Annotated in this window: 13 protein-coding genes; 5 read left to right on the top strand and 8 right to left on the bottom strand. The window is 63.2% G+C overall.

Annotated elements, in window-relative coordinates; all coding sequences use genetic code 11:
- Positions 1-2 precede the first annotated feature (2 nt).
- Positions 3-1,001 (bottom strand): tryptophan--tRNA ligase, encoded by a 999-nt coding sequence (gene trpS, locus ACOZ9V_RS06255; protein ID WP_139468534.1) that lies wholly within the window; start codon positions 999-1,001, stop codon positions 3-5.
- Between the two features lie 243 nt (positions 1,002-1,244).
- On the opposite strand from trpS, the gene ACOZ9V_RS06250 reads away from it, so the two are divergent.
- Both ACOZ9V_RS06250 and ACOZ9V_RS06245 read left to right on the top strand, forming a co-directional pair.
- Positions 1,245-3,467, top strand: coding sequence for a carbon starvation CstA family protein (locus ACOZ9V_RS06250; RefSeq protein ID WP_172173572.1), 2,223 nt, complete (start codon positions 1,245-1,247; stop codon positions 3,465-3,467).
- A complete protein-coding gene (locus ACOZ9V_RS06245) occupies positions 3,464-3,700 on the top strand; it encodes a YbdD/YjiX family protein (RefSeq protein WP_139907309.1) in 237 nt (78 codons plus the stop codon). Before ACOZ9V_RS06250 ends, ACOZ9V_RS06245 begins: the two co-directional genes overlap by 4 nt.
- Positions 3,701-3,809: 109 nt before the next feature.
- Here ACOZ9V_RS06245 and ACOZ9V_RS06240 read toward each other — a convergent pair whose 3' ends face one another.
- Positions 3,810-4,625 (bottom strand): exodeoxyribonuclease III, encoded by an 816-nt coding sequence (locus ACOZ9V_RS06240; RefSeq protein ID WP_139907308.1) that lies wholly within the window; start codon positions 4,623-4,625, stop codon positions 3,810-3,812.
- Positions 4,626-4,711: 86 nt separating this feature from the next.
- On the opposite strand from ACOZ9V_RS06240, the gene ACOZ9V_RS06235 reads away from it, so the two are divergent.
- Positions 4,712-5,200 (top strand): GNAT family N-acetyltransferase, encoded by a 489-nt coding sequence (locus tag ACOZ9V_RS06235; protein WP_139468538.1) that lies wholly within the window; start codon positions 4,712-4,714, stop codon positions 5,198-5,200.
- A 93-nt stretch (positions 5,201-5,293) separates the two neighbouring features.
- On the opposite strand, the gene ACOZ9V_RS06230 is transcribed toward ACOZ9V_RS06235, so the two are convergent.
- Together ACOZ9V_RS06230 and glyA are read right to left on the bottom strand one after the other, a co-directional pair.
- Positions 5,294-6,175 carry a bifunctional methylenetetrahydrofolate dehydrogenase/methenyltetrahydrofolate cyclohydrolase gene (locus ACOZ9V_RS06230; RefSeq protein ID WP_172173581.1) on the bottom strand — a complete coding sequence of 294 codons (882 nt, stop codon included), beginning with the start codon at positions 6,173-6,175 and terminating at the stop codon, positions 5,294-5,296.
- Entirely contained in the window at positions 6,175-7,449 is a 1,275-nt protein-coding gene (glyA, locus tag ACOZ9V_RS06225; protein WP_139468540.1) for a serine hydroxymethyltransferase, read from the bottom strand. Before glyA ends, ACOZ9V_RS06230 begins: the two co-directional genes overlap by 1 nt.
- 168 nt (positions 7,450-7,617) lie before the next feature.
- On the opposite strand from glyA, the gene purU reads away from it, so the two are divergent.
- On the top strand, positions 7,618-8,469 hold the full coding sequence (gene purU, locus ACOZ9V_RS06220; RefSeq protein ID WP_434594471.1) for a formyltetrahydrofolate deformylase: 852 nt from the start codon (positions 7,618-7,620) through the stop codon (positions 8,467-8,469).
- Between the two features lie 119 nt (positions 8,470-8,588).
- Entirely contained in the window at positions 8,589-10,109 is a 1,521-nt protein-coding gene (gene putP / locus ACOZ9V_RS06215) for a sodium/proline symporter PutP (RefSeq protein ID WP_434594469.1), read from the top strand.
- Positions 10,110-10,574: 465 nt separating this feature from the next.
- Here putP and rplQ read toward each other — a convergent pair whose 3' ends face one another.
- From rplQ to rpsM, 4 genes are all read right to left on the bottom strand, one after another.
- Positions 10,575-11,123 (bottom strand): 50S ribosomal protein L17, encoded by a 549-nt coding sequence (gene rplQ, locus ACOZ9V_RS06210; RefSeq protein ID WP_139468543.1) that lies wholly within the window; start codon positions 11,121-11,123, stop codon positions 10,575-10,577.
- A gap of 23 nt (positions 11,124-11,146) precedes the next feature.
- Positions 11,147-12,145, bottom strand: a complete 999-nt coding sequence (locus tag ACOZ9V_RS06205; protein ID WP_025777903.1) for a DNA-directed RNA polymerase subunit alpha — start codon at positions 12,143-12,145, stop codon at positions 11,147-11,149.
- Positions 12,146-12,298: 153 nt separating this feature from the next.
- Positions 12,299-12,703, bottom strand: a complete 405-nt coding sequence (rpsK, locus tag ACOZ9V_RS06200) for a 30S ribosomal protein S11 (RefSeq protein ID WP_025777904.1) — start codon at positions 12,701-12,703, stop codon at positions 12,299-12,301.
- A 51-nt stretch (positions 12,704-12,754) separates the two neighbouring features.
- Positions 12,755-13,123: a 30S ribosomal protein S13 gene (rpsM, locus tag ACOZ9V_RS06195; RefSeq protein WP_025777905.1), complete on the bottom strand. Its 369-nt coding sequence runs from the start codon at positions 13,121-13,123 to the stop codon at positions 12,755-12,757.
- Positions 13,124-13,270 lie beyond the last annotated feature (147 nt).

Here is a 13,270-nt window from a genome sequence, read left to right as displayed (position 1 = left end):
GATCAGATGAAGCCGATCTTGTCATAGACCTCGCGCAGGGTCGCCTCGGCGATGGCGCTGGCCTTCTCCGCCCCGCGATCGAGGATCGCCTGCAGCTGGGTCCGGTCCTCGAGGAGCTCCAGCGTCCGCTCCCGCACCGGTGTCAGGGTCTCCACAGCCACCTCGGCGAGGTCGACCTTGAGGTGACCGTACATCTTCCCTTCGTACTCGGCGACGATTTCGTCGACCGAACGTGAGGTCAGGGAGGAATAGATCGTCAGCAGATTCGACACTCCCGGCTTGTTCTCCGGGTCGAAGGCGATCTCGGTTCCGTCGTCGGTCACGGCGGACTTGATCTTCTTCGTCAGGGCCTTCGCATCGTCGAGGATGTCGATGCGTCCCTGCGGGCTGGGCTGGGACTTCGACATCTTCGCGCCCGGATTCTGCAGGTCATAGATCTTCGCGGTCGCCTTGAGGATCTGCGCCTCGGGGACGGTGAAGGTCTTGCCGAACCGATAGTTGAAGCGTTCGGCGAGGTTGCGGGTCAGCTCGAGGTGCTGGCGCTGGTCCTCACCGACGGGAACGAGCTGCGGGTTGTACAGGAGGATGTCGGCGGCCATCAGCGCCGGGTAGGTGAGCAGCCCCAGGGACACATGCTCCTGCTTCGCGGACTTGTCCTTGAACTGGGTCATCCGGCTGGCCTCACCCATCGAGGTGGTGCATTCGAGGACCCAGGACAGCTGCGGATGGGCGGGCACCTGGGACTGGACGAAGATCGTCGACTTCTCCGGATCGAGACCGGCGGCGATGAACTGCGCGGCCGTGCGCAGGGTGCGTTCCCGCAGTTCGGCCGGGTCCTGCTCGACGGTGATCGCGTGCATGTTCGCGATGAAGTAGAAGGCATCGTGCGACTCCTGGTGAGTCACGAACTGCTGCAGGGCTCCGATGTAGTTGCCGAGATGAAGGGAATCGGAGGTGGCTTGGATACCTGAGACAGTGCGTGGCTGTGAAGAGTTCGTCATAGTCCTATGATGCCATCTCCCCTCTCGGGTCTGTTCAGGCGTCCGGTCTGGTGTCGGAGATCACGCTCGGCCGCGGACCAGCGGTATAGTTCGTACCAGATCACATGATTCGCCAAGGTGTCTCCCAGTTCTCGAACATCTGTCGAGCAGCGGCCAGCGAAGGTCTGATCATGCTGAGAACTCAACAATCCCGACGCGTCATCTCCTACGGACCTGATGCGTCGTCTCTCAAGGAGGAGGACTATGTCGGTCGAATACATCAAGACCGAGGGCGACCTTCCGCCGGTCGCCGTGGTCGAGAAGCCACGCTGGACACCGGCGAAGATCGTGCTGTGGGTGGCCATCGCCCTCATCGCCGGCGCGGGCTGGTCGATGATCGCGTTCGTGCGCGGTGAAGAGCTGTCGGCCAGCTGGTTCGTCGCCGCAGCCGTCGGCAGCTACCTCATCGGCTTCCGCTTCTACGCGAAGCTCATCGAATGGAAGATCTGCCGCCCGAACCCGAAGCGAGCCACCCCGGCAGAACTCAACGACAACGGCCGCGATTTCGCGCCGACCGACCGCCGGGTCCTGTTCGGCCATCACTTCGCCGCGATCTCCGGTGCCGGCCCCCTCGTGGGACCGATCCTCGCAGCCCAGATGGGCTACCTGCCCGGAACCCTGTGGATCGTCTTCGGCGTCGTGCTCGCCGGCGGTGTCCAGGACTATATGGTGCTGTTCTTCTCCATGCGCCGCAACGGCCGATCGCTGGGACAGATGACTCGCGATGAGCTCGGTCGAACGGGCGGAATCATCGCCTCCATCGGCATCATCCTCATCATGGTCATCCTCATCGCGGTCCTCGGCGTCGTCATCATCAACGCGCTGGCCGAAAGTCCCTGGGGCGTCTTCTCCATTGCGATGACCATCCCGATCGCTGTGTTCATGGGCATCTACATGCGCTACCTGCGCCCCGGCAAGGTCGTCGAGACCTCGGTCATCGGCATCGTGCTGCTCGTCATCGCGATCATCGCCGGCGGTTGGGTCCACAACTCGCCGTTCTGGTCCGAGATCTTCCACCTCGACAAGGTGACTCTGGCCTGGTGCCTGATGATCTACGGATTCCTCGCCGCCGTGCTTCCGGTGTGGGTGCTGCTGGCACCGCGCGACTACCTGTCGACATTCATGAAGATCGGCACCATCGTGCTGCTGGCTGTGGGCATCCTCATCGTCAACCCGACCGTGCAGATGCCTGCGCTGACCGAATTCGCGTTCAACTCGGCCGGTCCGGCGTTCGCCGGCGCCCTGTTCCCGTTCCTGTTCATCACCATCGCCTGTGGAGCTTTGTCGGGCTTCCACGCTCTCATCTCCTCAGGCACGACTCCGAAGCTCATCGAGAAGGAGACGCAGGCTCGCCTCATCGGCTACGGCGGCATGCTCATGGAGTCCTTCGTCGCCATCATGGCGCTGGTCGCCGCGATCTGCCTCGACAAGGGCCTCTACTTCGCGATGAATGCCGCCGAACCGCTCACCGGCGGAACAGTGCAGGGCGCAGCGGACTTCATCAACAACTCCTTGGGCATGTCCGGGGTGGAGACGAGCCCGGAGATCCTCGATCAGGCGGCCAAGGACGTCGGTGAGGAGAGCATCGTCTCTCGCACCGGCGGCGCCCCGACGCTGGCGATGGGAATGGCGCACATCCTCCACAACGTCTTCGGCGGGCCCGCCTGGATGTCTTTCTGGTACCACTTCGCCGTGATGTTCGAGGCCCTGTTCATCCTCACCACGATCGATGCGGGTACCCGCGTGGCCCGTTTCATGCTCTCGGATGCGCTCGGCAACTTCTCGAAGAAGTTCCGGGACCCCTCGTGGACTCCAGGTGCGTGGCTGACGACGGCCATCATGGTGGCCGCCTGGGGATCGATCCTGCTTATGGGAGTCACCGACCCCCTCGGCGGAATCAATACGCTGTTCCCGCTCTTCGGCATCTCGAACCAGCTGTTGGCCGCGATTGCCCTGGCCGTCGTCTTCGCCATCGTGTGCAAGATGGGTCTGGCCAAGTGGGCGTGGATCCCCGGCATCCCGCTGGTCTGGGATCTGGTGGTCACGATGGTCGCCTCGTGGCAGAAGATCTTCTCCTCCGACCCGAAGCTCGGCTACTGGGCTCAGCACTTCGCATACAAGGACGCGCTGGCCGCCGGAGAGACCTCGATGGGCAATACCGAGGGCGTCGCGGCGATGAGCGCAGTCGTGCGCAACACGTTCGTCCAGGGCACCCTGTCGATCGTCTTCGCACTTCTTGTCGCGATGGTCGTCGTCATGGCAGTCTGGAAGTCCATCGAGGCCATCAGGAAGGGGTCCCTGCCGACGACGGAGGAGCCCTTCGTCGAGACGAAGATGTTCGCTCCGGCCGGTCTCATCGCTCGCAAGCCCGAGCGTGAGCTGCAGGCGCAGTGGGACGAGCATGCAGCAGGAAGGCAGAAGGAATGAGCACCGCACATCCGCTCGCCCGCATCGCCAGCGATCCGTGGGGATCCCTGCGCCGAGGCGGGGCCTGGCTCCACTGGTACATCAAGGAGATCATGGGCGAGAACGCCTATATCCACTACCTCGAATCCTACGAGCGCCGCCACGGCACCCGGGAGGGGGCGATGGAGGAGAAGGCCTTCTGGCGAGATCTCACCGATGAGCAGGACCGCAATCCCAAGGCCCGCTGCTGTTGAGACTCTGAAGCTGCCTGCGTCTCTGAACGCAGAGAGGACAGCAAAGAGCCCGGGGCTCAGGACATTTCGTCCTGAGCCCCGGGCTCTTCGTCTGTCGTTCGGTCTGCGGTCAGGCCTGGACGGACGGGAGGTCGTAGTCGATGACCAGCGGAGCGTGGTCCGACCAGCGTTCGGCCCAGCTGTCGGCTTTGTCCACGGTGGCCTTGACCGCGGTTTCGGCCAGGGCCGGAGTGGCCATCTGATAGTCGATGCGCCATCCTGTGTCGTTGTCAAAGGCCTGACCGCGCATCGACCACCAGGTGTAGGGCCCGTCGATATCGCCGCTGAGTTCGCGGTGGACGTCAACATAGCCGATCTCACCGAAGAACTTGTCGAAGTAGGCTCGTTCCTCCGGGAGGAATCCGGACTTCTTCCGGTTGGCTTTCCAGTTCTTCAGGTCGCGTTCGGTGTGGCAGACGTTGAGGTCGCCGGTGATGAGCACATGGTCGGCGGTCTTCGCCAGCTGCGGCATCCGTTCGATCATGCGGTCGAGGAACCGGTACTTGTCGTCCTGTTTGGGGGTGTCGGCCTCACCGGAATGGACGTACGCGGACACAAGGGTCAGAAGCGATCCGTCGCCGAGGCGGAAGTCCGTCTCCACCCAGCGTCCGGCCCGGTCGAAGTAACCGTCGTCGCCGAGTCCTTCGCGCACCGCCTCGGGTTCGGTGCGGGCCATCACGGCGACGCCGGCGCGGCCCTTCGCCTCGGCATCATGGCTGATCGTGGTGTATCCGGTGTCGGCAAGGACACCGTGCGCGATATCGTTCGCGGCGCGCACTTCTTGGAGGGTGATGAAGTCCGGTTTCGCTGCATCGACCCAGGTGGGCATCCCCTTTCGCCATGCTGCGCGGACTCCGTTGACGTTGACTGAAGCAATCCGAATCATGTGATCTATGATGACATGGAGCGCACTATTCTTCCGGGACGGGGCGTTATAGAGTGAGGGTAAGTACGAACACATCAGGAGGCGCAATGGCCGTTGACGAAACTATCGACACCGAGCAGCTGAGCATCAGTCCGCTCGATGAGGTCGACGCCCGCGAGATGCGCGAATTCCTGCTCGACGCCCAAGCCAACTTCTGGGGAGACCGCGATCTCAGCGGTGACCATGATGCCTACTGGTTCCGTCAGTTCGTCACCTCGGGGCTCGTCGCCCGCTACCGTTCGGAGATCGTCGGATACCTGCTCGGCGTCATTCCCCATGATGGTCCTGCCTACATCCACCTGGTGGCAGCGCGGTCGGATTTCCGTCACCAGGGAATCGGCCGTCATCTCTACCAGCACTTCATCGACCATTCCCGTCAGCTCGGTGCCTCCTCGGTTCAGGCGACGACGATGCCGGAGTCCTCGGGTGCGATCTCGTTCCACTCCTCCATGGGCTTCAGCGGAGAGCTCATCGAGGACTATGCCGGCCCGGGCAACCCGCGCGTCTTCTTCGAGCTCAAGTTCCCCGAGGACTGAGCACCCGGCACCGCCCACCCTCCCAGAACTACCTGACGGCGGCCCAGCAACCTCGCGCGAGGTTGCTGGGCCGCCGTCAGGTAGTAATAGGGGTCAGTTGGCTGAGCGTTGGGCGGTGTCGACGACATTCTTGAGCAGCAGGGCTCGAGTCATCGGTCCGACGCCTCCGGGGTTCGGTGAGACCCAGGACGCCACCTCGGCGACCGCCGGATCCACGTCTCCGACGATCTTCGACTTCCCCGTCTCCGGGTCCGTCTCACGCGAGACTCCCACGTCGAGGACGATCGCTCCGGGTTTGACCGCCTCCGCCTTCACGATGCGAGCCGCCCCGGCGGCCGCGACGATGACATCGGCCTGAGCCAACAGCTCATCAAGATTGCGCGTACCGGTGTGCGTCAGAGTCACGGTCGCATTGTGCTCACGCCGAGTCAGCAGTGCACCGATGGACCGGCCCACGGTGACCCCGCGACCGATGACCACGACATGCTTGCCGGCCAGATCGATGCCGTTGCGGGTGATCAGCTCGATGACACCGCGCGGAGTGCACGGCAGCGGAGTGGTGATCTCCGAGTTCACGTTGAGCACGAGTCGGCCGAGGTTGGTCGGATGCAGACCGTCGGCGTCCTTAGCCGGATCGATGGCTTCGAGGATCGTGTCCGTGTCGATATGGTCCGGCAGCGGAAGCTGCACGATGTAGCCAGTGCAGGCGTCATCTTTGTTGAGCTCGTCGATGACCGCCAGCAGCTCTTCCTGGCTTACCGACTCGGGCAAGTCGCGGCGGATCGAACTGATTCCGACCTCGGCACAGTCACGGTGCTTGCCCGCGACGTACCATTTCGAACCGGGGTCCTCCCCCACCAGCACTGTGCCGAGGCCCGGAACGATTCCGGATTCTGCCAGGGTCGCCACCGCCTCGGTGAGTTCGGCCTTGATCTGCTTCGCGCAGGCTCTGCCGTCGAGGATCTGTGCACCCATCAGTACTGCTCCAGTCCTTCGTAGAGGGGGAAGTCGTCGCTCAGCTTCTTCACGCGTGAGGCGAGTGCCTCGACGTCGGCACCGGGCTTGAGCGCCTCGGCGATGACGTCAGCGACCTCGGTGAATTCGTTGTCGCCGAATCCGCGGGTGGCCAGTGCCGGGGTGCCGATGCGCAGCCCCGAGGTGACCATCGGCGGACGCGGGTCGAAGGGCACGGCATTGCGGTTGACGGTGATGCCGACCGAGTGCAGAAGATCTTCGGCCTGCTGTCCGTCGAGGGCGGAGTTGCGCAGGTCGACGAGCACGAGGTGGACATCGGTGCCGCCGGTGAGCACGGTGGCTCCGGCGTCAGCGACGTCGGAGGCCAGCAGGCGCTCAGCCAGGATCTGAGCACCGCGCACGGTGCGTTCCTGACGTTCCTTGAACTCGGCAGAGGCCGCGAGCTTGAACGCCACGGCTTTCGCGGCGATGACATGCATGAGCGGTCCACCCTGCTGTCCCGGGAACACGGCGGAGTTGAGCTTCTTCGCGTACTCCTCCTTGCCGAGGATGAAACCGGACCGGGGCCCGCCGATGGTCTTGTGCACCGTCGAGGACACCACATCGGCGAACGGCACCGGGTTCGGGTGCAGACCGGCGGCGACGAGTCCGGCGAAGTGGGCCATATCGACCCACAGCTTCGCACCGACTTCGTCGGCGATATCGCGGAAGGCCTGGAAGTCCAGCTGACGAGGGTAGGCCGACCAGCCGGCGACGATGACCTCGGGGCGGTGTTCGAGAGCCTTCTCGCGCACCTTGTCCATATCGATGCGGTAGGTATCGGGGTCGACCTCGTAGGAGGCGACATCGTAGAGGCGTCCGGAGAAGTTGATCTTCATACCGTGGGTGAGGTGCCCGCCATGGGCCAGGGACAGCCCGAGCATCTTGTCACCCTGACGGGCCAGAGCGTGCATGACAGCGGCGTTGGCCGAGGCACCGGAATGGGGCTGGACGTTCGCGTAGTCGGCGCCGAAGAGGCTCTTGGCGCGGTCGATGGCGAGGTTCTCCGCGACGTCGACGTATTCGCAGCCGCCGTAGTAGCGCTTGCCGGGATACCCCTCGGCGTACTTGTTCGTCAGCACCGACCCCTGTGCTTCCAGCACGGCGCGCGGGACGAAATTCTCCGAGGCGATCATCTCGAGCGTCGACCGCTGGCGGCCCAGCTCGAGGTCGAGGACTTCGGCAATCTGCGGGTCGATGTCGGCAAGCGAAGCCTGCATCGAGTTTTCGGTCATGAGTACTCTCCTGTGGCATCCGATGATGGGAGCGAGGCAGCGCGCAAACTGCGGCCGTCACCCGGCACCATGCTAACAGCGACGCCGCCTGCTTCCGGGGCCGCGACCGCCATCCGGATGCCGACTCGGAGTGGGCGTTGAGCGCAGCCACCGATTAGGATCGAGTCCATGAGCTGCGAATGGATCCTGAGAGTCACCTGCCCCGATTCGACCGGCATCGTCCACGCCGTGACCGGGGTGCTCGCGGGCCTGGGCGGCAACATCACCGAATCCCAGCAGTTCTCCTCCCCCGATTCTCGTCAGTTCTTCCTGCGCCTGCAGTTCTCGACGCCTGCAGAGACCACGGCCCAGACCGTGGAAGAGGCACTCGCCGAGGTGGCTCCCAGGTTCGCGATGACTGTGAGCCTGCAACCGGTGGAGAAGAAGACCCGCACCCTGATCATGGTGTCCAAGGCCGCGCACTGCCTCAACACTCTGCTGTTCCGGCATTCGGCCGGTCAGCTGCCCATCGACATCGTCGGCGTCGCCGGCAACCATGCCGATCTGCGTCCGCTCGCCGAATTCCACGGCCACGATTTCCACCATATTCCGATCACCCGGGAGACGAAGGCCGACGCCGAGGTGAGGCTCTCGACTCTCGTCGATGACCTCGAGGTCGAACTCATCGTCTTGGCCCGATACATGCAGATCCTCTCCCCCGACCTCTGCGCCCGCCTCGAGGGCCGGGTCATCAATATCCACCATTCGTTCCTGCCGAGCTTCAAGGGCGCGAAGCCCTACCATCAGGCGCATGCCCGAGGCGTGAAGATCATCGGCGCGACTGCCCACTACGTCACCAGCGACCTCGACGAGGGGCCGATCATCGAACAGGATGTGGCCCGCGTCGATCACAATCAGGCGATCACCGATTTCGTCCGGCACGGTCAGGACGTCGAAGCGGCCGTGCTCGCTCGGGCCGTCGCTTGGCATGCCGAAGGCCGCGTGCTCATGGACGGCCATCGCACCGTCGTCTTCGACTGAGCCTGCCGCTCCAACAGTGTCGCTGTGTACTCTCGCAACAAGGAGGTGCACAGGAAATTCACGCCTGCGACCTCTTGTCCTGTAAGGTCGGCTCGGCCTATCGAAGGAGCTGAGCTCAAATGTCGGAAACCACTTTCCGCACGATCGCGATCGTCCTCTACTTCATCGGCATGCTGGCCATCGGCTGGTTTGCCTACCGCAAGACGAAGAACAACCTCGACGACTACATGCTCGCGGGACGTGGACTGCGACCCAGCGTTGCCGCGCTGAGCGCCGGCGCCTCCGATATGTCGGGGTGGCTGCTCATGGGTCTGCCCGGCGCCATCTACGTCTCCGGGCTCATCGAAGCCTGGATCGCTATCGGCCTGACCGTCGGCGCCTGGGTCAACTGGAAGATCGTCGCGCCTCGGCTGCGTGCGTTCACGGAGAAGGCCGGCGACTCGATCACGATCCCCAGCTTCTTCGAACAGCGGCTCAAAGACCGGACACGACTGCTGCGCATCGTCTGCGGCATCATCATTCTGGTCTTCTTCACCTTCTACGTCTCGTCGGGCATGGTGGCGGCCGGCAAATTCTTCGAGTCGAGCTTCGGACTCAACTACCTCGGCGGAATGCTCCTCGTCGCCGCGATCACGATGATCTACACCCTCTTCGGCGGATTCCTCGGCGCGACTCTCACGGATGTCGCCCAGGGTCTGCTGATGTTCGCTGCTCTGGTGGCTGTGCCGATCGTCGCCGTCATCAACGCCGGCGGGCCGACGACGGTAGTCAACAACGTCACCGAAATCGATCCCGGTCTGCTCAGCCTCTTCGGATCAGACGAATTCTGGACCTTCGCGACGATCGCGTCGATCGTGTCCGCCCTGGCCTGGGGACTGGGCTACTTCGGCCAGCCGCACATCATCGTGCGCTTCATGGCCCTGCGCACTCCCGCCGATGCCACCGTCGCTCGGCGCATCGGCGTCGGCTGGATGGCGATCTCGGCGCTGGGTGCCGTCGCCACCGCCATCGTCGGCATCTCCTACTTCTCTCAGCACGCGGATATGGAACCCGCAGACGCCGAAACCGTCTTCCTCGACCTCGCGCAGATCCTCTTCCACCCGTTCATCGCCGGCCTCGTCTTGGCTGCGGTGCTGGCAGCCATCATGTCGACGATCTCCTCGCAGCTCGTCGTCACGTCGTCAGCGCTCATCGAGGATCTGTTCAAGATCGTCGCCCTGCGCACCGGATCCACGAGAACGCTGCAGGACAAGACCTACGTACTGCTCGGCCGCCTCGGCGTGCTCGTCGTCGCCGTCATCGCAGTCGTCCTCGCGATCTCACCATCGAACAGCATCCTCGACCTCGTCGCCTTTGCGTGGGCAGGCTTCGGCGCCTCCTTCGGGCCGATCGTCCTGCTCACTCTGTTCTGGAAGCGTCTGAGCAACTGGGGCGCCCTGTTCGGTCTGCTCTCCGGCGCGGTCGTGGCCTTCGTCTGGGGCCAGGTGAGCACCCCGATGACGGATGCGATCTACGAGATCATTCCCGGCTTCATCGTCAACCTCATCGTCGCCGTGGTCGTCAGTCGCTTCACCTACAAGCACGATGAGGCCTCTGACATCGAATTCGACGAATCCGTGGAACTCTCCCGTGTGAGGTGAGAACCGACGCGTGAAGCGAGAGCCGACGCGAACTGATCGAGGGCCGGGACACGACGGTGTTCTGGCCTTCGTCATATCGAGACGTCAGTTTGGCCCATGGCTTACTTACCGTCGGCGCACTGAACGGATCGCGGTACGTCTGCAGATGCCTGCCCGATCAGACGGGGCGCCGGTCACTCATGCGGTGACATCACATTGCGTTGAGAACCTCAGGTTGCGTACCGGAGTAATCGCTCTTCGTTCCAATCATCTGAATCGAAACCGATGATTGGAACGAAGAGCAATCATTCACGCCGAGGTGGTCGGACAGGTGCGTGAAAACTGACCCCACCGAGGCGGCCTGCACGTGCTTGTCGATCCCCGCGCCAGCGGTGAATACACTTCAGGCGGGCACCTGTGTCGGTGCCCGCCTGAAGTGTGTGACTCACGGCTGCGGAGATCCGAGCCGTAAGTCGGTCGAGGAGCTTACTTCTCCTCGGCAGCCTCGGAGGACTCTTCAGCGGTCTCGGCGTCAGCCTCGGCTGATTCTGCCTCGACTGCGGCGTCTTCGGCCGGAGCCTCGTCGACGACCTCAGCCTCAGCCGGTGCCTCTTCTGCCGGAGCGGCAGCGGCGGTGGCCTGTTCGGCTTCCTTCACGGTTGCCTGCTTCGGCGAGTAGGGCTCGAGGACCAGCTCGATGACGGCCATCGGGGCGTTGTCGCCGGGACGGGGGCCGATCTTGGTGATACGGGTGTATCCACCGGGACGCTCGGCCATCGTTTCGGCGATCGAGGTGAAGAGCTCGTGCACGATCGACTTGTCGGAGATCTGGCCGAGCACGCGACGACGTGCGGCCAGGTCACCCTTCTTGGCGTTCGTGATCATGCGCTCGGCAACCGGACGCAGGCGCTTGGCCTTCGTCACAGTCGTCTTGATCTGCTTGTGCTCGAACAGCTGGGCTGCCAGGTTGTTGAGCATCATGCGCTCGTGTGTGGGCGAACCGCCGAGGCGGGGACCCTTGGTTGGGGTTGGCATTGTCAGTTACTCCTAGGTCTTAATCAGTACTGTTCGTCTTCGACGTAGGACTGGTCCTCATCAACGAGACCGGCTTCGAACCCGGCAGGACTGTCCTTGAGGCTCAGGCCGAGCTCGTTGAGCTTCGCCTTGACCTCGTCGATCGACTTCGAACCAAAGTTGCGGATATCCATCAGGTCGGCTTCGCTGCGAGCAACGAGCTCGCCGACGGTGTGGATGCCTTCGCGCTTGAGGCAGTTGTAGGAGCGCACGGTCAGGTCGAGATCTTCGATCGCCAGCGCCAGGTCGGCGGCGAGTGCCGCGTCCACAGGCGAGGGTCCGATCTCGATGCCTTCAGCTTCGACGTTGAGCTCTCGAGCCAGGCCGAAGAGTTCGACCAGGGTCTTGCCCGCAGATGCGATGGCATCGCGCGGGGTCATCGAGGGCTTGGTTTCGACGTCGAGGACCAGACGATCGAAGTCGGTGCGCTGTTCGACACGCGTAGCTTCGACCTTGTAGGTGACCTTGAGAACCGGGGAGTAGATCGAATCGACCGGAATCCGGCCGATCTCTGCATCCGCGTTCTTGTTCTGAGCGCTCGAAACGTATCCGCGTCCACGTTCGATGGTCAGTTCCATGTCCAGACGACCCTCACCATTCAGTGTGGCGATGTGCAGGTCCGGATTGTGGATCTCGACCCCGGCAGGAGCAGAGACATCGGCAGCGGTCACGGTGCCAGGTCCCTGCTTGCGCAGGTAGGCGACGACCGGTTCGTCGAATTCGGACGATACGACCAGGGACTTCAGGTTGAGGATGAACTCGGTGACATCCTCTTTGACTCCCGGCACGGTGCTGAACTCGTGGAGCACTCCGTCGATCCGAATGGACGTGACGGCGGCACCAGGGATCGAGGACAGCAGGGTCCGGCGAAGCGAGTTGCCGAGGGTGTAGCCGAATCCGGGCTCGAGCGGTTCGATGGCGAACCGTGAGCGGTTATCGGAGACGACTTCTTCCGTGAGCGTTGGGCGCTGTGCAATGAGCACGTGGGCTTCCTTTCAGCGAACATCCGCTATATGACGTTCGCACTGCACGTCATGGCCTCAAAGACCATGAAGAACGGTTCGGGTTATCTGGGAATCCGTTCTGCGACCGATGTCGGGCTCTCACCCGTCATCCGTTGCAGTTCCACGGAAGGATCAGCCGCGGCGGCGCTTGGGGGGACGGCAGCCGTTGAACGGAACGGGAGTGACATCCTGGATGGTTCCCAGTTCCAGGCCGGCGGCCTGCAGCGAACGGATGGCGGTCTCGCGGCCCGAGCCCGGTCCCTTGACGAACACGTCGACCTTCTTCAGGCCGTGTTCCTGCGCCCGGCGAGCAGCCGATTCAGCAGCCATCTGAGCGGCGTACGGGGTCGACTTGCGCGAACCCTTGAAGCCGATCTCACCTGAGGAGGCCCAGGAGATGACAGCACCGGTCGGATCGGTGATCGACACGATGGTGTTGTTGAAGGTTGATTTGATGTGAGCCTGGCCGGCAACGATATTCTTCTTCAGCTTGCGGCGAGGCTTGCGCACTGTAGCGGCGCGTGACTTGGGAGGCATATGTCCTACTCCTGATCGAGGTGGTTGGCCTCAGCCAACCGAGTGAGCGTGTTACTTCTTCTTACCGGCCACGGTGCGCTTCGGCCCCTTGCGGGTACGCGCATTCGTCTTGGTCCGCTGACCGCGAACCGGCAGACCGCGGCGGTGACGCAGGCCTTCATAGCTTCCGATTTCGACCTTGCGGCGGATATCGGCGGCCACCTCACGACGGAGGTCACCCTCAACCTGGAATGTGCCCTCGATGTAGTCACGCAGCTGGACGAGCTCTGCGTCGCTCAAGTCCTTCACACGGGTATCAGGGCTGATTCCCGTTTCGGTCAGGGTCTGGCGCGCACGGGTGCGGCCCACACCATAGATGTAAGTCAAGGCGACTTCCACGCGCTTTTCACGCGGGATGTCGACTCCGGCAAGTCGTGCCATGGGTACTGTCTCCTGTTGTTGTTTCGGAGGTGCTGATGCAAACCTGTCCTCGGTCTCCCAAGGTCTCCGGCCCCCGACCGGAGGTATCGTCCTGTGTCCGTTCCCCGGAAGCTCTCACTTCTCATGGCTCCGAACGCAGATGGCGAG

Source organism: Brevibacterium sp. 1718 (assembly GCF_051131255.1).
Lineage (GTDB): Bacteria > Actinomycetota > Actinomycetes > Actinomycetales > Brevibacteriaceae > Brevibacterium > Brevibacterium sediminis.
This window is presented reverse-complemented; position numbering and strand designations above follow the sequence as displayed.